Here is a 16,873-nt window from a genome sequence, read left to right as displayed (position 1 = left end):
ACCCGTTCATGGCGCCGGCGACGGGTCCGTAGTGGGCTCGGGTGCTGGCTCCGGCGCCGGTGCCGGAGCCGGTTCCGGTGCGGGTTCCGGTGCCGGTTCGGGTGCGGGTTGAGGTGCGGGTTCGGGGGATGGCTGCGGAGTCGGGTCTGGCACCGGCTCGGGCGAGGGCGCGGGACTCGGCTCGGGCGAGGGGGCCGGAGTCGGGTCGGGCGAGGGCGACGGCGACGGGTCGGTCGACGTGCTCGGACCCGGGTCCGTGGTCGGCGTCGGCGTCGGCGACGGGTCGGCCTGGCCGACGGGTTCCGGCGCGGCGGCGGACGAGTCGGTCCCCGAGGAGCCGCCGCTCGATGCGGCGGGCGACGGCGGCGCCGTCGCAGCGCTCTCGCTCGACTGGCCCGTCTTGAGGGGACCGGGGGCCTGGGCGCCCGGCTCGGACTCGTCGGCGCGCGTGAACGGGTCGTCGAAGGCACGTGCCGGGGCCGGCGCCTGCGCAGCCGCGGCGCCGGTGACGTATCGGCCCTCGGGCACGCCGTCCTCGCCATCGAGCGCATTCGCCCCGTCGCCCTGCTCCTCCGGCTCGCCGCCGGCCCCGAGGGGCGTGATCGGGATGAGGACCGCGAGCACGGCGGCCGCGACCCCCGCGAGCAGCGTCGCTCGAAGGCCCAGTGACATGCGAGCGGTCGCCTCGCGTTCGGCGGCGCCCGCGCGCGCGACCGTCGGCGGCGCACCGGTCGGGTCGGCGTGGGCAGCGTCCTCGCCGGCGGCCTCGGCCACGGCCGGCACCTCGACGGGCGCGAGGGCGGTGGCCGCGGCCGCGGCGGCGCCGAGGCTGATCGTGGCCTTCGGATCGGCGTCGATCGCGACCGGCAGCTCGAGCTCGGAGGAGATGAGCTGCGTCACCGCCGGGATCCTGGACGAGCCGCCGATCAGCAGCACGGCCGAGACGTCCTCCGCGTCGACGCCGGCGTTCGCGATGGCCTCCCGAAGCGTGTCGAGCGTGCGTCGGAGGTCCGGGGCGATCATCTGCTCGAACTCGGAGCGGATGAGTCGCACGCGTGCGTGCGACCCCGGAAGGGCGACGGGAACGGTGGTCTCGGAGTCGAAGGACAGCGCCTCCTTCGCCTCGGTGCACTCGCTCCGCACGCGGGCGAGCGCGAGGGCGAGCTCGGCGTCGTCGTCGGCCGGCTCGGCGAAGGCCTCGGAGGCGCGCGACCGGACGTGCTCGAAGACGAGCTGGTCGAAGTCGGCCCCGCCCAGGCGCTCCAGTCCGCGCGGCGCGCCCAACAGGCGGAGGTCGCCCTCGCCGTCGCGGCGGAGCAGCGCGACGTCGAACGTCCCGCCGCCGAGGTCGTAGACCGCCACCACCTGATCGGCGCCCACGTCGTGGTGATCGAGGTAGTGCCGTCCGGCGGCCTCCGGCTCGCTGACGAGCGCGGCCTCGGAGAGCCCGACGCCCGCGAGGGCGCGGCGCACCAGGCTGAGCCGGTGCTCGCCCCACGACGCCGGATGCGAGAGCGCGATCGCGGTCGGCGGAGCGCCCTCCTGCGCTTCGGCGCGCTCGACCACCCACTGCGCGAGGACCGCGAACAGGTCTTCGGGCGCCAGCTCCAGGTCGTCGACGATGATCGGCGTCTCGTCGCCGATGCGCCGCTTGAACTCGCGGACCACGCGTTCGGGCCGGTCGATGGCCCGCCGTTCGGCGGGCTCGCCGACCACGACGCTGCCGTCGTCGCCCAGGTAGACGACGGTCGGCACCGCCGACTTGCGCGTTCCGAGATCGAGCGCGTCGTAGCTGAGCGCGCCGCTCCCGTCCCGCCGTCCGAGCGCTGCGGCGGTGTAGGTCGTTCCGATATCGATTCCGAGTACGTAGGAGTTCAAGGACTCGCCCCCCAACGCGTGGCATCGGCACCTTCGCCGTTCGAGTCCATGCCACGACCCGTCGAGTATTGCGCGGTGCCGTACCGGCTGCAACCGCCCCTCCGGCCCCGATTCGGGGTACAGAGCGGCACGTCGGGTGGCCGATCCGCGCCATTCCGCGAGAGTGCCGGGGGACACGCCGCGCCCGACACGCCGACCCCCAGAACGGGGGGTGAGTCATCTCAGCGGTCCCCGTGATACTGGGTCACGATGAGGCGCGCGCCGAGGGGGGTGGTGCTCGCGGTACTCGGGGCGATCGCGTTCGCCGGGACCGTGAGCGGCTGCGGCATGTCCGTCTTCTTCCCGGTGGTCGACGAGTCGACGCCGACCGGCGAGGAGGTCGACGCCGCGCTCGAGCCGTTCTACGGCCAGGTGATCCGCTGGGAGGAGTGCGGCGAGTTCGAGTGCGCGACCGCACTGGCTCCGCTCGACTGGGATGAGCCGCGCTCGGGGGAGATCGAGTTGGCCCTCATCCGGCACTCCGCTCGAGGCGAGCGCGTCGGGACGCTCCTCGTGAACCCGGGCGGACCGGGCGTCTCCGGCTATGACGCCGTCGCGCGGTCGCTCGACCTCACCGCGACGGCGACCCTGCAGGACCGCTACGACATCGTGGGCTTCGACCCCCGCGGCGTCGGCCGCTCGACGGCCGTCGACTGCTATGGCGACGCCGGCCTCGACCGGGTCATCTTCGGCGTGCCCTCGGGCGTGCGCGGCACGAACACATGGCTGACGAGCCAGAACGAGCTGACGCACTCCTTCGGCCGCGCCTGCGCACAGGAGAGCGGCGCCCTGCTCGCCAATGTCGACACGCTGAGTGCGGCTCGCGACCTCGACATGCTGCGCGCCGCCCTCGGCGAGGAGCAGCTCGACTACCTCGGCTACTCCTACGGCGCCTACCTGGGGACCGTGTATGCGGGCAGCTTCCCGGCCCGTGTCGGCCGGATGGTGCTCGACGGCCCGATCGACCCGGGCATCGGCCAGTACGAGATCGCCCTCGCGCAGGCGAAGGGCCTCGAGGCGGCCCTCCGGTCCTACCTGGCCACGTGCATGCCGGCGGCCACCTGCCCGTTCCAGGGCACCGCCGACGACGCCATGGCGATCATCCGGGAGATGCTCGAGCTGGTGGGGAAGAACCCGATCCCGTCGACCGACGGTCGCGCCCTGACCTCCGACACCCTGCTGATCGCGATCGCGGCTCCGCTGTACGACCGGGAGGCCTGGCCGGTGCTCGACCAGGTGTTCTCGACGGTCGTGGCGGGCCAAGCGGAGTTCGCCCTGTCGGTCGTCGACGGCTACTACGGCAGGACCCCTGAGGGGCAGTACACCGGCAACCTCTTCGAGGCGCTCCGAGCGATCACGTGCATCGACTACCCCGCGCAGAACAACGTCGAGACGATGAAGGAGCAGGCGCGCCAGCTGAACGCCGCCGCCCCCTACCTCGGCGTGTTCCTGACCTACGGCGACATCGCGTGCCTGTCGTGGCCGCATCATCCGGAACAGCCGAGGGCGCCGATCGCTGCGCCGGGCGCGGCGCCGATCCTCGTCCTCGGCACGACGAACGACCCGTCCACGCCGTACGAATGGGCGGTCGCCGTGGGCACCCAGCTCGAGAGCGGCACGCTGGTCACCCGTGAGGGCGATGGGCACACGGCGTTCAACAAGGGCAACGCCTGCGTGGACGCCACGGTCGAGCAGTACCTCGTCGACGGGGTGGTGCCCCCCGCCGACGTGACCTGCCCGCCCTGACCCCGCGCGTTGACGGCCCATGTCGGGCGAGGCAGGATCGGGATGCGCGACGGCGCGCGGAATCAGGTGGATCATGCCCGACGACGACGAGGGGGCCGGCCGGACTCCCGGCTTCAGCCCGCACGACGAGGCCCTGCTGAGCCTCGCCCACCGTCATGCCGCGGCGTGGCTCGATGCGCTGCCGGAGCGGCCGATCCCGCCGCGTGCGTCGGTCGACGATGTCGCCGACGCGCTCGGCCGCGACCTGCCCGAGCACGGCGAGCCGGCCTCCGAGGTCATCGAGCGCCTCGCCGAGCGGATCGAGCCCGGCCTCATGGCGATGGGATCGCCGCGGTTCTTCGGGTGGGTGATCGGCGGCGCACAGCCGGTGGCGCTCGCGGCCGACTGGCTCGTCTCGACGTGGGACCAGAACACGCCGCTCCGCACGGTGACCCCGGGTGTCGTCGCCGCCGAGGAGATCGCCGGCGCCTGGCTCGTGGATCTGCTCGGCCTTCCCGCAGGCAGCGGGGTGGGCTTCACGACCGGTGCGACCACCGCGCAGACCGTCGCGTTCGCCGCGGCGCGCGACGAGGTGCTCCGCCGCGTGGGCTGGGACGTCGCCCGCGACGGCCTGGCGGGCGGTCCGCGCGTGCGGTTCATCGTCGGCGAGGAGGGCCACGGCACGGTCGACCTCGCGGGCCGGTACGTCGGACTCGGCGAACCGATCAGGGTTCCGAGCGACCAGCAGGGCCGCATCCGGGTCGACTTGCTGCGGCGCACGCTCGCGGAGGGCAGCGGACCGGCGATCGTCGTGCTCCAGGCCGGCAACATCCATTCCGGCGCGTTCGACGACCTCCGTTCCGGGATCGCCGTGGCGCACGATGCGGGGGCATGGGTGCATGTCGATGGGGCGTTCGGGCTGTGGGCGGCGGCGTCGCCGAGCCTGCGACACCTCGCCGCGGGTCTCGCCGCGGCGGACTCCTGGTCGACCGACGCCCACAAGACGCTGAGCGTCCCGTACGACTGCGGCGTCGCCATCGTCGCCGACGCGCGGGCGATGACCCGCGCGATGGGCATGCACGCGAGCTACCTGCAGGCCGACGGCGTCGTCGCCGATCCGCACGACATGGTGCTGGAGCTCTCGCGGCGGGCCCGCGGCATCCCGACCTGGGCGGTCCTGCGCCACCTCGGCCGTGAGGGCGTCGCCGAGCTGATCGACCGGCTCGCCGGCTCGGCGCGGATCATCGCCGACGGCGTCGGCGCGCTGCCCGGCGTCGAGGTGCTCAACGACGTGGTGTTCACGCAGGTCTGCGTCGCACTCCACGACGACGCCGCGACCGAGGCGCTGAGCGCGCGGCTCTGGGCCGACGGCGAGGTCCTCGCGATGACCTCGCGCTGGCACGACCGCGCCGTCGTGCGGTTCTCCGTGAGCAACTGGGGCACGGATGCCGCGCAGGCGCGACGCACGGTCGCCGCGGTGGAGCGCGCGCTCGCCGAGATCCGCTCCGGCGCGTGAGCGATCGGGCCGTGCACCGCAACCCGGCGACCGTGTCGGTGGCATCCGCTTGAATGAAGGAATGACCGGGGCGCTCGATTCGTTCGCGCCCGCGACGCGGGCGTGGTTCACCGAGTCGTTCCGCGAGCCCACGACCGTGCAAGACCAGGCGTGGCGTGCGATCTCGCGCGGCGACCACGCGCTCGTGGTCGCCCCGACCGGTTCGGGCAAGACGCTCGCGGCGTTCCTCTCGGCGATCGACCGCCTGCACCACGCGCCGCCCCCCGTCGTCGATCCATCGACCGGCGTGGTCGCCGACGCCGCGCCGCGGGCGACGCGCGTCGTGTACCTGTCGCCGCTGAAGGCCCTCGGCGTCGACGTCGAGCGCAACCTGCGTGCGCCGCTCGTCGGCATCGCCCGCACCGCCTCGGCCCTCGGCGTCGAGGTGCCCGAGGTCACCGTGGGGGTCCGGTCGGGCGACACGTCGCCGACCGACCGGCGCGCGCTCGTCAAGCGTCCGCCCGACATCCTCATCACGACGCCCGAGTCGCTGTTCCTCATGCTCACGTCGCAGGCGCGCGAGACGCTCGCGGGCGTCGAGACGGTCATCGTCGACGAGATCCACGCGCTCGCGGGCACCAAGCGCGGCGCGCACCTCGCGCTCTCGCTCGAACGGCTCGACGAGCTGACCGCCGCTCCGGTGCAGCGCATCGGCCTCTCGGCGACCGTGCGTCCGCACGAGGAGGTCGCGCGGTTCCTGTCGGGCACGCGCCCGGTCTCGATCGTGGCGCCGCCGTCGGGCAAGCGGTTCGACCTCCGGGTGACCGTGCCGGTCGACGACCTCGCCGACCTCTCGGGCGAGGCGGGCGGCTCGGTGTGGCCGCACGTCGAGGAGGCGATCCTCGACGAGGTGCTCGCGCATCGGTCGACGATCGTGTTCGCGAACTCCCGCCGCCTCGCCGAGCGGCTCACGGCCCGGCTGAACGAGCTGTGGGCCGAGCGCACGGCCGAGCCGGTGCCCGAGCTCGAACTCGAGGTCGCGGGCGCGCGCCGGCCCCCCGCCGACCTGCCGGGCGCGTCCGGCATCACGGCGGGCGCCGAGCCGATCATCGCGCGTTCGCACCACGGCTCGGTGAGCAAGGAGGAGCGGGCATTCGTCGAGGCCGACCTCAAGGCCGGCCGGCTGAAGTGCGTGGTCGCCACGTCGAGCCTCGAGCTCGGCATCGACATGGGCGCCGTCGACCTGGTCATGCAGGTGGAGTCGCCCCCGTCCGTCGCGAGCGGCCTGCAGCGCATCGGCCGCGCCGGCCACCAGGTGGGCGAGGTCTCGAAGGGGCTCCTGTTCCCGAAGCATCGCGCCGACCTGCTGCACTCGGCCGTGGTCGCCGAGCGGATGGTGGCGGGCGCCATCGAGCCGCTTCGCATCCCGACCAACCCGCTCGACGTGCTGGCGCAGCAGACCGTGGCCGCGGCGGCCGTCGACGAGTGGGAGGTCGAGCACTGGTTCGACGTGGTGCGCCGGGCCGCGCCGTTCCACACGCTGCCGCGCTCGGCGTTCGACGCGACGCTCGACCTGCTCGCCGGGCGCTATCCGTCCGACCGCTTCGGCGAGCTGCGGCCGCGCCTCGTGTGGGACCGCGACGCGGGCACGATCACGGGCCGCCGCGGAGCCCAGCGCCTCGCGGTCACGAGCGGCGGCACCATCCCCGACCGCGGGCTCTTCGGCGTCTTCATGATCGGCGACGCGGGGCCGGGGCGGCGCGTCGGCGAACTCGACGAAGAGATGGTGTACGAGTCCCGCGTCGGCGACGTGTTCGCGCTCGGCGCGACCAGCTGGCGCATCCAGGAGATCACGCACGACCAGGTGCTCGTCTCGCCCGCGTTCGGCGAACCCGGGCGCCTGCCGTTCTGGAAGGGCGACGGCATCGGGCGCCCCGCCGAGCTCGGCGAGGCGATCGGCGGATTCATCGGCGAGCTCGCGGCCGCCGAGCCGTCCGCCGCCCTCGAGCGCTGCGAGGCCGCGGGCCTCGACGAGCGCGCCGGGAGCAACCTCGTGCGGTTCGTCGCCGACCAGCGGGAGGCCACGCGGGTCGTGCCCGACGCCGTCAACCTCGTCGTCGAGCGCTTCAGGGATGAACTCGGCGACTGGCGCATCGTCCTGCACTCGCCGTACGGCATGCGCGTGCACGCGCCCTGGGCGCTCGCGGTCGACGCGCGCGTGCAGGAGCGGTTCGGCATCGAGTCGCACGCCGTGGCCAGCGACGACGGAATCGTGCTGCGGTTGCCCGACACGTCCGACGAGCCGCCGGGCAGCGAGCTGTTCGAGTTCGATCCGGCCGAGCTCGCGCAGCTCGCGACCGAGCGCGTGGGCGACTCGGCGCTGTTCGCCTCGCGGTTCCGCGAGTGCGCGGCGCGCGCGCTGCTGCTGCCGCGCCAGAACCCGGGCCGCCGCTCGCCGCTCTGGCAGCAACGGCAGAAGGCGTCGCAGCTGCTCGAGGTCGCCCGGGACTTCCCCGACTTCCCGATCGTGCTCGAGGCGGTGCGCGAGTGCCTCCAGGACGTGTACGACCTGCCCGCCCTGACCGGCATCGCCGAGCGGATCCGGGCCCGGCGCATCCGCTTCGTCGACGTCGCGACCGACACCGCGAGCCCCTTCGCGGCCAGCCTGCTGTTCGGCTACGTCGGCGCCTTCATGTACGAGGGCGACGCGCCGCTCGCCGAGCGCAGGGCCGCCGCGCTGTCGCTCGACCCCCGCCTGCTCGCCGAGCTGCTGGGCACGGTCGAGCTGCGTGAACTGCTCGACCCGATCGTGGTCGAGGAGACCGAGCGGATGCTGCAGCGCACGCATCCCGACCGTCGCGCCAGGGGCGACGAGGGTGTCGCCGACCTGCTTCGCGAGCTCGGGCCGCTCCGGCCCGCCGAGGTCGCCGAGCGGGTCGACGAGTCGACGGATGCCGCGGCATCCGTCGACGCCCTCGTGGCCGCCCGGCGCGCGGCCCGCGTCGGGTTCGCCGGCACCCAGTGGATCGTCGCCGTCGAAGACCTCAGCCGCCTGCGGGATGCGCTCGGGGTGCCCATCCCGCCCGGCCTGCCCGAGGCCTTCGGCGAGGCCGTTCGCGATCCGCTCGGCGACCTCGTCAGCCGCTTCGCGCGCACGCACGGGCCGTTCACGACCCCGGCGGTCGCCGACCGGTTCGGCATCGGCGTCGCCATCGCGCACGCGGCGCTCGGCAGGCTCGCGGGCGAGCGGCGGCTCGTCGAGGGCGCGTTCCTGCCGCACGGCTCGGGCTCCGAGTGGTGCGACGCCGAGGTGCTGCGGCGGCTGCGCCGCCGCTCGCTCGCGGCGCTCCGCGAGGAGGTCGAACCCGTCGCGCCGCGCGGGTTCGCCCGCTTCCTGCCCGACTGGCAGCACGTGGGCGGTCGTCTCCGCGGCGTCGACGGCGTCGCCGCGGTCGTCGAGCAGCTCGAGGGCGCCCGGATCCCGGCGTCGGCGTGGGAGTCGTTCGTGCTGCCGGCGAGGGTGGGCGACTACCGCCCCGAGATGCTCGACGAGCTGACCGCGAGCGGCGAGGTGCTCTGGGTCGGCCAGGGGTCGCTCGCGGGCGACGACGGCTGGGTGAGCCTGCACCTGGCCGACACCGCGAAGCTCACGATGCCCGCGCCGGTCGACCAACCGCTCGATGCGCTCGAGACCGAACTGCTCGCGACGCTCGGCGGCGGAGGTGCGTACTTCTTCCGCCAGCTCGCCGATGCCGTCGGCGCCACCGACGATGCGCCCGTGCTCGACGCGCTGTGGCGCCTGGCGTGGTCGGGGCTCGTCACCAACGACACCTTCGCACCCGTGCGCGGCCTGCTCACGGGCGGCGGCGCGCACAAGACCAGGGCGCCCGCCCCTCGCGCACGGCTCCGCGGACGATCGCTGTCGCGTCGCGCGCTCGCCTCGGCGGCCGCCGCCGCCGAGGGCGGGCGCAGCTCGCGATCGGCGCCGCCGCGCGCCGCCGGCCGCTGGTCGATCCTGCCCGTGCCGAGCGACGCGGCCACTCCTCGTGCCCACGCCCTCGGCGAGACCCTCCTCGAGCGCTACGGCGTCGTGACCCGGGGCTCCGTCGTGGCCGAGGACATCCTCGGCGGCTTCGCCCTCGCGTATCGCACGCTCGCGGGCTTCGAGGAGACGGGGCGGGTGCGACGCGGGTACTTCATCGACGGACAGGGGGGCGCGCAGTTCGCCACGAGCGCCGCGGTGGACCGCCTCCGACAGGCGCCGGCCGGAGGCGCCGTCGTGCTCGCCGCGACCGACCCCGCCAACCCGTTCGGCGGTGCGCTCGACTGGCCCGAGCCCACCGCCGAGATCGGGCACCGGCCCGCGCGCAAGGCCGGCGCGCTCGTCGCCGTCGTCGACGGCGAGGCGGTGTTCTACCTCGAGCGCGGCGGTCGCACGGCGCTCGTGTTCACCGATGACCCCGACACCCTCGCGGCGGCGACCACGGCCCTCGCGGAGGCCCTCTCGAGCGCGCGGGGCGCGAGGTTTCGCGTCGAGTCGGTCAACGGCCAGGGCGTCTACGGCTCAGCGCTCGAGCTGCCGCTCCGGGGCGCGGGGTTCCGCGAGACCCCGCAGGGACTGCGCTTCGATGCGAGGAGCTGAGCGGCATGCCCGAGGGTGACACGATCTTCCGCGCTGCGAACCGCCTCGACGCCGCCCTTGCCGGCCGCATCGTGACCCGGAGCGACCTTCGCGTGCCCGCGTACGCGACGGTCGACCTCGCCGGCGAACCCATCCACTCCGTCGCGAGCCGCGGCAAGCACCTGCTGATGCGGATCGGCGACGTGGTGCTGCACACCCACCTGAAGATGGAGGGGGAGTGGCGGGTGCTGCGCCCCGGCCAGAAGTGGCCGCGTCCGGCTCATCGCGCTCGAGCGATCCTCGAGACGGCCGATGCCACCGCCATCGGGTTCGACCTCGGGCTGGTCGAGGTCTTCCCCGCCGCCGAGGAGGCCGACCGGCTCGCCTACCTGGGGCCCGACCTGCTCGGACCCGACTGGGATGCCGTCGAGGCGGTTCGCCGCCTCGCGTCCGCCTCCGACGTGCCCGCGGCCGTCGCCCTCGGCGACCAGCGCAACCTCGCCGGCCTGGGCAACGTGCTCGTCAACGAGGTGTGCTTCCTACGCGGCATCCGGCCCGATCGGCCCATCGGCGAGGTCGATGCCGTGGCGGCCGTCGACCTCGCGCGTCGGGTCATCCACGCCAACCGCGATCGTCTCGAGCGCACGACGACGGGCGACACCCGACCGGGCAGGCGCCTGTGGGTCTACGGGCGCGCGGGCGAGCCGTGCCGTCGCTGCGGCACGCCGATCCGTCACACCCGGCTCGGTCGCAACGACGTCGAGCTCCGCGACACCTACTGGTGTCCGAACTGCCAGCCCTGAGCGCTCGCTAGGAGACGGGCCCGGTGTACTTCTCGCCCGGACCCTGGCCGATCGGGTCGGGGATCGTGGAGGCTTCGCGGAACGCCAGCTGCAGCGACCGCAAGCCGTCGCGAAGCGAGCGCGCGTGCATGTCGCTGATCTCGGGCGCCCCGGCCGTGATGAGGCCGGCGAGCGCGTTGATCAGCTTGCGCGCCTCGTCGAGGTCGGTATGCGACTCGGGGTCGTCGGCGAGCCCCACCTTCACTGCTGCCGCGCTCATGAGGTGCACGGCCGCCGTCGTGATGACCTCGACCGCCGGAACCTCGGCGATGTCGCGCGTCGCGTCGGCGACCGACCGCTCGGCGTCGTCGTCGTGGTCGGCGTGCTCGGGCGCACGCATGGGCTCGGGCGAAGTGTCGCTCACCGGGGGATTCCTCTGCTAGACTACTGCGGGCTCCGGGGCCAGTCCCCGGTACGAAAGTGGAGAGACTCCCACCCGCGCATACCGCTTCATCAAGGTTACCGGGTCGTTCGCACTCCGCTTCCCCGTTCCGACGGGGGAGTAGCAAGGGTGCCGCGTGAGCCCGCGGAACGCGATTCCGCGGGAGTCATCGCGTGGATTTCCGCTCTCGTCGTCGGGCGGCATCCGTCTCCCGACGAGCTGGAAGAGCAGTTCGAGTAGAGGAGACACGCATCAGCGATCCGCGTACCAATGACCGTATCCGCGTCCCCGAGGTCCGCCTCGTGGGCCCCGGCGGAGAGCAGGTCGGCGTCGTGAAGATCGAGGTGGCCCTGCGCCTCGCGCAGGAGGCCGACCTCGATCTCGTCGAGGTCGCGCCGAACTCGCGCCCGCCGGTCGTCAAGATCATGGACTACGGCAAGTACAAGTACGAGGCTGCGCAGAAGGCCAAGGAGGCTCGGCGCAACCAGGCGAACACGATCCTCAAGGAGGTTCGGTTCCGCCTCAAGATCGACAAGCACGACTACGAGACCAAGATGAAGCGCGCCGTCGGCTTCCTGAAGGCCGGCGACAAGGTCAAGGCGATGATCCTCTTCCGGGGTCGCGAGCAGTCGCGTCCCGAGATGGGCGTCCGGCTCCTGCAGCGCTTCGCGGAGGATGTGGCCGAGTTCGGCACCGTCGAGCACAACCCCACCATCGACGGCCGCAACATGGTCATGGTCATCGCTCCTCTCAAGAACAAGTCCGAGGCGAAGGCCGAGGCGAACGCACAGCGTGCTGCGGCGAAGCAGCGCCCCCCGGCCGAGGCCGAGGGCGACTCGTCGCAGACGGCCGAGGCCACCGAGGCCTAGGCCAGCACATCGTCCGCCACTCGCGTGGCGGCAGAACCAAGGAGAAACACGAGATGCCGAAGCAGAAGACCCACTCCGGGTCCAAGAAGCGCTTCAAGGTCACCGGCAGCGGCAAGATCAAGAAGCAGCAGGCCGGTATGCGCCACAACCTCGAGGGCAAGTCCTCGGTGCGCACCCGCCGTCTGAACCAGGACAAGGTCGCCTCGGCGCCCGACACCAAGGTCATCAAGAAGCTGCTCGGTCGCTGAGCGACGAGACCCGATAAGGAAGTAACAGAGCAATGGCAAGAGTGAAGAGGGCGGTCAACGCCCACAAGAAGCGTCGGGTCATCCTCGAGCGCGCCGAGGGCTACCGCGGCCAGCGTTCGCGCCTCTACCGCAAGGCGAAGGAGCAGGTCACCCACTCGCTCGTCTACTCGTACAACGACCGCCGCAAGAAGAAGGGCGACTTCCGTCGCCTCTGGATCCAGCGGATCAACGCCGCTGCGCGCCAGAACGGCATCACGTACAACCGCCTCATCCAGGGCCTCGGCCTCGCGGGCATCGAGGTCGACCGTCGCATCCTCGCGGAGCTCGCCGTCAACGAGCCGGCAGCCTTCGCCGGGCTCGTCGAAGCCGCCAAGCAGGCGCTCCCGAGCGACGTGAACGCTCCGAAGAGCGCGGCCTAGTCCGTCAGCTTCGCCGACGTCGACGGCCCGGCACCCCGCGTGGGTGCCGGGCCGTTCGTCGTCTCGTCAATAGAATTGCGGCATGCTCGAGAACCCGAGGTCGCCGCGCGTACGGGCCGTCGCGAAGCTCGCGAAGAAGCCCGCGCGCGTCGAGACGGGCATGTTCCTCCTCGAGGGGCCCCAGGCCGTCGCCGAGGCCCTGACCTTCCGGCCGCAGCTCGTCGTCGAGCTGTACGCGACGCCGACCGCCCTCGAGCGGTACAGCGACATCGGCGACACCGCGATCGACGCGGGCGTCGACGTCGAGTACGTCTCCGAAGAGGTCCTGAACGCGATGGCCGACACGGTCACCCCGCAGGGCTTCGTCGCGGTGTGCCACCAGTTCCCGACCGCGGTGAAGGATGTCTTCGCGGCCGCGCCGAGGCTCGTCGCGATCCTCGAGGAGGTCCGCGACCCCGGCAACGCGGGGACGATCGTGCGAGCCGCCGACGCCGCGGGCGCCGACGCCGTCGTGTTCACCGGACGGGCGGTCGACCTGTACAACCCGAAGGTCGTGCGATCGTCGACCGGCTCGATCTTCCACCTGCCCGTCGCGGTGGGCGCCGAGCTGGAGGATGTGCTCGCGCGGGCGCGCGAGGCGGGGCTCACGATCCTCGCCGCCGACGTCAAGGGGGAGGACCTGCTCGAGGCGCGGCGCGACGGCGTGCTCGCGCGCCCGACCGCGTGGCTCTTCGGCAACGAGGCGCACGGCCTGCCCGACGACAAGCTCGCACTCGCCGACCGTGTGGTCACCGTGCCGATCTACGGCAACGCCGAATCGATGAACCTCGCGACCGCGGCGTCCGTGTGCCTCTACGAGAGCGCGTTCGCGCAGCGCAGCTGAAGTCACGAATCGGTAACCCCCCCGCTCGGGCGGTGGCCGCGACCCCCGTCGGAGCCCTAGTTTTGGGGGTATGCCTCCGGCCGACACCGCACCAGCAACGTCGAACATCTCGGTCCGTCGTGGGGAGCCGCTCGTCGTCGTCGATCACGTCGACAAGCACTTCGGCGACCTCCACGTCCTGAACGACATCAACACCGTGGTGAACCGCGGCGAGGTCGTCGTCGTGATCGGCCCGTCGGGGTCCGGCAAGTCGACGCTGTGCCGCGCGATCAACCGCCTCGAGACCATCGACTCCGGCACGATCACGATCGACGGCCAGAAGCTCCCCGAAGAGGGCGCCGGACTCGCGAAGCTGCGCGCCGACGTCGGCATGGTCTTCCAGTCGTTCAACCTCTTCGCCCACAAGACGGTGCTCGAGAACGTCACGATCGCACCCATCAGGGTGAAGCGGATGTCGCGCAAGGAGGCCGACGCGAAGGCCATGGAGCTGCTCGAGCGGGTGGGGGTCGCCAACCAGGCGAAGAAGATGCCGGCGCAGCTCTCGGGCGGCCAGCAGCAGCGCGTCGCCATCGCACGATCGCTCGCCATGAACCCCAAGCTCATCCTCATGGACGAGCCGACGAGCGCGCTCGACCCCGAGATGATCAACGAGGTGCTCGATGTCATGATCGGCCTCGCCGAGCAGGGCATGACGATGATCGTCGTGACGCACGAGATGGGCTTCGCCCGCAAGGCCGCCGACCGCGTGCTGTTCATGGCCGACGGGCGCATCGTCGAGGAGGCGCCGCCGGCGAAGTTCTTCGACCACCCGCAGTCCGATCGCGCGAAGGACTTCCTGTCGAAGATCCTCGAGCACTAGACCTCCGCGGCCACGAGCGGCGGGGAACCCCGAACGAACCACGAGAGATGAGGCACGACATGAGACGCAGCAGAATCGCACTGGTCGCCGCAGCGGCCGCCACGGCGCTCCTGTTCAGCGGTTGCGCCGGCGATGCCGGCGCCCCGGGAGGCGACGAGGCCGAGCCGAGCGTCGAGGAGACGCCGGAGTTCGAGGAGGGCACGACGATGGCGTCGCTCGCCGAGGCGGGCTCGATCACCATCGGCACCAAGTTCGACCAGCCGCTGTTCGGCCTCGTCGGCCCCGACGGCGTGCCCGTCGGCTTCGACGTCGAGATCGGCAAGATCATCGCCGGCAAGCTCGGCATCTCGCCCGACAACATCGAATGGGTCGAGACCGTGTCGGCCAACCGCGAGCCCTTCATCGAGAACGGCCAGGTCGACATCGTGATCGCCACCTACACGATCAACGACAAGCGCAAGGAGGTCGTCGACTTCGCCGGGCCGTACTTCCTCGCGGGCCAGTCGATCCTGGTGCTCGAGAGCAACGACGACATCGAGAGCGAGGAGGACCTCGTCGGCCAGCCGGTGTGCTCGGTCACGGGCTCGACTCCCGCAGCGAACCTCGCCGCGCTCGGCGCGCAGGTCATCGAGACCGACACGTACAGCAACTGCCTCGAGCCGCTGCGCAGCGGGCAGGCGGTGGCCGTGTCGACCGACAACGTGATCCTCGCCGGCCTGGTCGACCAGAACCCGGGCGAGTTCAAGGTGGTCGGCGAGCCGTTCACCGAGGAGCCGTACGGCATCGGCCTCAAGAAGGGCGACGACGAGTTCCGCGACTGGATCAACGACGTGCTCGAGGAGTCCTACGAGGACGGCACCTACGAGGAGGCGTGGGACGCCACCGCCGGCACGGTGCTCGAGTTCCGCGAGCCGCCCGCCGTCGACCGGTACTGATCCACTTCGAGGGCCGGGCGCCGTCCGCATGACGGCGGCGCCCGGACCCGGGTCCGCTCCAGACCCGCTCGCACAGGAAGGACACTCGTGGACGCGATCTTCGACAACCTGCCCCTGTACCTCCAGGGCTTCGGCACCACGCTGCTGCTGCTGGTCGTCTCGGGGCTCGCCGCGCTCGTGATCGGCACGCTCATCGCGGCGATGCGGATCTCGCCCGTGGCGTCGCTGCGCGGCTTCGCGACGGTGTACACCGAGCTGGTGCGCAACACGCCGCTCACGCTGGTGCTCTTCTTCTGCGCGTTCGTGCTCCCGCAACTCGGGTCCCGGCTCGACTACGTCACCGCGGCGACGATCGGGCTCTCCGTCTACACCTCGCCGTTCGTCGCGGAGGCGCTTCGCTCGGGCGTGAACGGCGTGCCCGTCGGCCAGGCGGAGGCGGCCCGCAGCGTCGGCTTCGGATTCACGCAGACGGTCGGGCTCATCGTGCTGCCCCAGGCGTTCCGCATGACGATCCCGCCCCTGATCAACGTGTTCATCGCACTCACGAAGAACACGTCGGTCGCCGGTGGATTCTTCGTCGTCGAGCTCTTCGCGGTCGGCCGCACGCTCGCGAACGCGCGCGGCGACGCCGTCATCCCGATCCTGCTCGGGGTCGCGACCTTCTACCTGCTCATCACCGTGCCGCTCGGCCTCCTCGCGGCGCGCCTCGAACGACGTTGGGTGGTGCAGCGATGAGCGGATCGAGCGTCCTGTTCGACGCCCCGGGCCCCGTGGCCCGCCGGCGGTCGCTGATCGCCTCCGTGATCGGCGCATTCGCCATCGCGGGCGGCCTGCTGTGGATGTTCCTCACCCTCAACGCGCCGCGCGGCGACCTGCCGGGCTATTTCGACCCGTCACGGTGGGACATCTTCGCCGACCCGACGGTCTGGCGCTACATCTTCGTCGCCGGTGTCTGGGGCACGCTGCGCGCCGCGCTCACCGCGGCCGTGCTCGCGCTGATCCTCGGCATCGTGTTCTCGCTGCTCCGAAGCGCGCATCGCGCGTGGATCCGCGTCCCCACAGCCGTCGTGCTCGAATTCATCCGCGGCATGCCGGTGCTGCTCATGATGCTGTTCATCCTGCTCGTGCTGAACACCGGCTCGTTCTGGGCGGTCGTGGCGGCACTCGCGCTGTACAACGGCGTGCTGATCGGCGAGGCGCTCCGTGCGGGCCTCGCGGCGCTGCCCCGCGGCCAGCGCGAGGCCGGCCTGAGCCTCGGCATGCGCCCGATGCAGTCGAAGATGCTCATCGAGTTCCCGCAGGCGTTCCGGCAGATGCTGCCGATCATCATCGCCCAGCTCGTCGTGCTGCTGAAGGACACCTCGCTCGGCTACATCGTCGGCTACGTCGAGCTGCTGCGCGTCAACATGAACCAGCTCGCGAGCTTCTACGGCAACTACTACCTCTTCTCGTTCTTCGTCGTCACGCTCGTGCTCTACCTCGCGATGAACCTGTCGCTGTCGTGGTTCGCCCGGTGGGTGGCCCGGCGCACCGCGCGCCGTACGGGGCTGAAGCCGCCGAGCCCGGAAGACGAGGACCAGGCGATGCTCATGGCCAAGGCGGTGGCCGACGCGAAGCAGTCGCAGCAGACCGGCGGCGCCCTGTAGGCATCGGGATGGCGCGGCTCGCCCACTAGACT

Annotated in this window: 14 protein-coding genes; 12 read left to right on the top strand and 2 right to left on the bottom strand. The window is 72.2% G+C overall.

Translation table 11 applies throughout. The annotated features are described in order from the left end of the window. Positions 1-6 precede the first annotated feature (6 nt). Complete coding sequence (locus ACZ4TW_RS00145; RefSeq protein WP_465538976.1) at positions 7-1,878, bottom strand: Hsp70 family protein; 1,872 nt, start codon at positions 1,876-1,878, stop codon at positions 7-9. Positions 1,879-2,205: 327 nt separating this feature from the next. Here ACZ4TW_RS00145 and ACZ4TW_RS00140 point away from each other — a divergent pair, with 327 nt between their 5' ends. The 4 genes from ACZ4TW_RS00140 (at position 2,206) to ACZ4TW_RS00125 (ending at position 10,561) form a co-directional block, all read left to right on the top strand. After that, positions 2,206-3,663 carry an alpha/beta hydrolase gene (locus tag ACZ4TW_RS00140; RefSeq protein WP_465538974.1) on the top strand — a complete coding sequence of 486 codons (1,458 nt, stop codon included), beginning with the start codon at positions 2,206-2,208 and terminating at the stop codon, positions 3,661-3,663. 73 nt (positions 3,664-3,736) lie between these two features. Then, the gene (locus ACZ4TW_RS00135) at positions 3,737-5,158 is read left to right on the top strand and encodes a pyridoxal phosphate-dependent decarboxylase family protein (RefSeq protein WP_465538973.1); all 1,422 of its coding nucleotides are present in this window, start codon (positions 3,737-3,739) and stop codon (positions 5,156-5,158) included. A gap of 61 nt (positions 5,159-5,219) precedes the next feature. Continuing rightward, complete coding sequence (locus tag ACZ4TW_RS00130; protein WP_465538971.1) at positions 5,220-9,779, top strand: ATP-dependent helicase; 4,560 nt, start codon at positions 5,220-5,222, stop codon at positions 9,777-9,779. Between the two features lie 5 nt (positions 9,780-9,784). Further along, complete coding sequence (locus tag ACZ4TW_RS00125) at positions 9,785-10,561, top strand: DNA-formamidopyrimidine glycosylase family protein (protein ID WP_465538969.1); 777 nt, start codon at positions 9,785-9,787, stop codon at positions 10,559-10,561. A 7-nt stretch (positions 10,562-10,568) separates the two neighbouring features. Here the strand turns inward: ACZ4TW_RS00125 and ACZ4TW_RS00120 are convergent, their stop codons facing one another. Further along, positions 10,569-10,940: a DUF1844 domain-containing protein gene (locus ACZ4TW_RS00120; RefSeq protein ID WP_465540222.1), complete on the bottom strand. Its 372-nt coding sequence runs from the start codon at positions 10,938-10,940 to the stop codon at positions 10,569-10,571. A 293-nt stretch (positions 10,941-11,233) separates the two neighbouring features. On the opposite strand from ACZ4TW_RS00120, the gene infC reads away from it, so the two are divergent. From infC to ACZ4TW_RS00080, 8 genes are all read left to right on the top strand, one after another. Continuing rightward, entirely contained in the window at positions 11,234-11,851 is a 618-nt protein-coding gene (infC, locus tag ACZ4TW_RS00115; protein WP_465540220.1) for a translation initiation factor IF-3, read from the top strand. 53 nt (positions 11,852-11,904) lie between these two features. Then, on the top strand, positions 11,905-12,099 hold the full coding sequence (rpmI, locus tag ACZ4TW_RS00110) for a 50S ribosomal protein L35 (protein ID WP_067949205.1): 195 nt from the start codon (positions 11,905-11,907) through the stop codon (positions 12,097-12,099). A gap of 32 nt (positions 12,100-12,131) precedes the next feature. After that, entirely contained in the window at positions 12,132-12,518 is a 387-nt protein-coding gene (gene rplT / locus ACZ4TW_RS00105; RefSeq protein ID WP_465538966.1) for a 50S ribosomal protein L20, read from the top strand. A gap of 82 nt (positions 12,519-12,600) precedes the next feature. Next, a complete protein-coding gene (locus ACZ4TW_RS00100) occupies positions 12,601-13,401 on the top strand; it encodes a TrmH family RNA methyltransferase (protein WP_465538964.1) in 801 nt (266 codons plus the stop codon). Positions 13,402-13,471: 70 nt separating this feature from the next. Beyond that, positions 13,472-14,260: an amino acid ABC transporter ATP-binding protein gene (locus ACZ4TW_RS00095; RefSeq protein ID WP_465538962.1), complete on the top strand. Its 789-nt coding sequence runs from the start codon at positions 13,472-13,474 to the stop codon at positions 14,258-14,260. 59 nt (positions 14,261-14,319) lie between these two features. After that, the gene (locus ACZ4TW_RS00090) at positions 14,320-15,195 is read left to right on the top strand and encodes a glutamate ABC transporter substrate-binding protein (RefSeq protein WP_465538960.1); all 876 of its coding nucleotides are present in this window, start codon (positions 14,320-14,322) and stop codon (positions 15,193-15,195) included. Between the two features lie 87 nt (positions 15,196-15,282). Further along, positions 15,283-15,930 carry an amino acid ABC transporter permease gene (locus ACZ4TW_RS00085; RefSeq protein ID WP_465538959.1) on the top strand — a complete coding sequence of 216 codons (648 nt, stop codon included), beginning with the start codon at positions 15,283-15,285 and terminating at the stop codon, positions 15,928-15,930. After that, positions 15,927-16,841 carry an amino acid ABC transporter permease gene (locus ACZ4TW_RS00080; protein ID WP_465538957.1) on the top strand — a complete coding sequence of 305 codons (915 nt, stop codon included), beginning with the start codon at positions 15,927-15,929 and terminating at the stop codon, positions 16,839-16,841. The genes ACZ4TW_RS00085 and ACZ4TW_RS00080 overlap by 4 nt, the downstream gene beginning before the upstream one ends. The last annotated feature ends 32 nt before the right edge of the window (positions 16,842-16,873 follow it).

The organism is Agromyces sp. NPDC029043 (genome assembly GCF_055564615.1).
The sequence above is the reverse complement of the archived record's forward strand: the minus strand, read 5'-3'. Positions and strand labels throughout refer to the sequence as shown.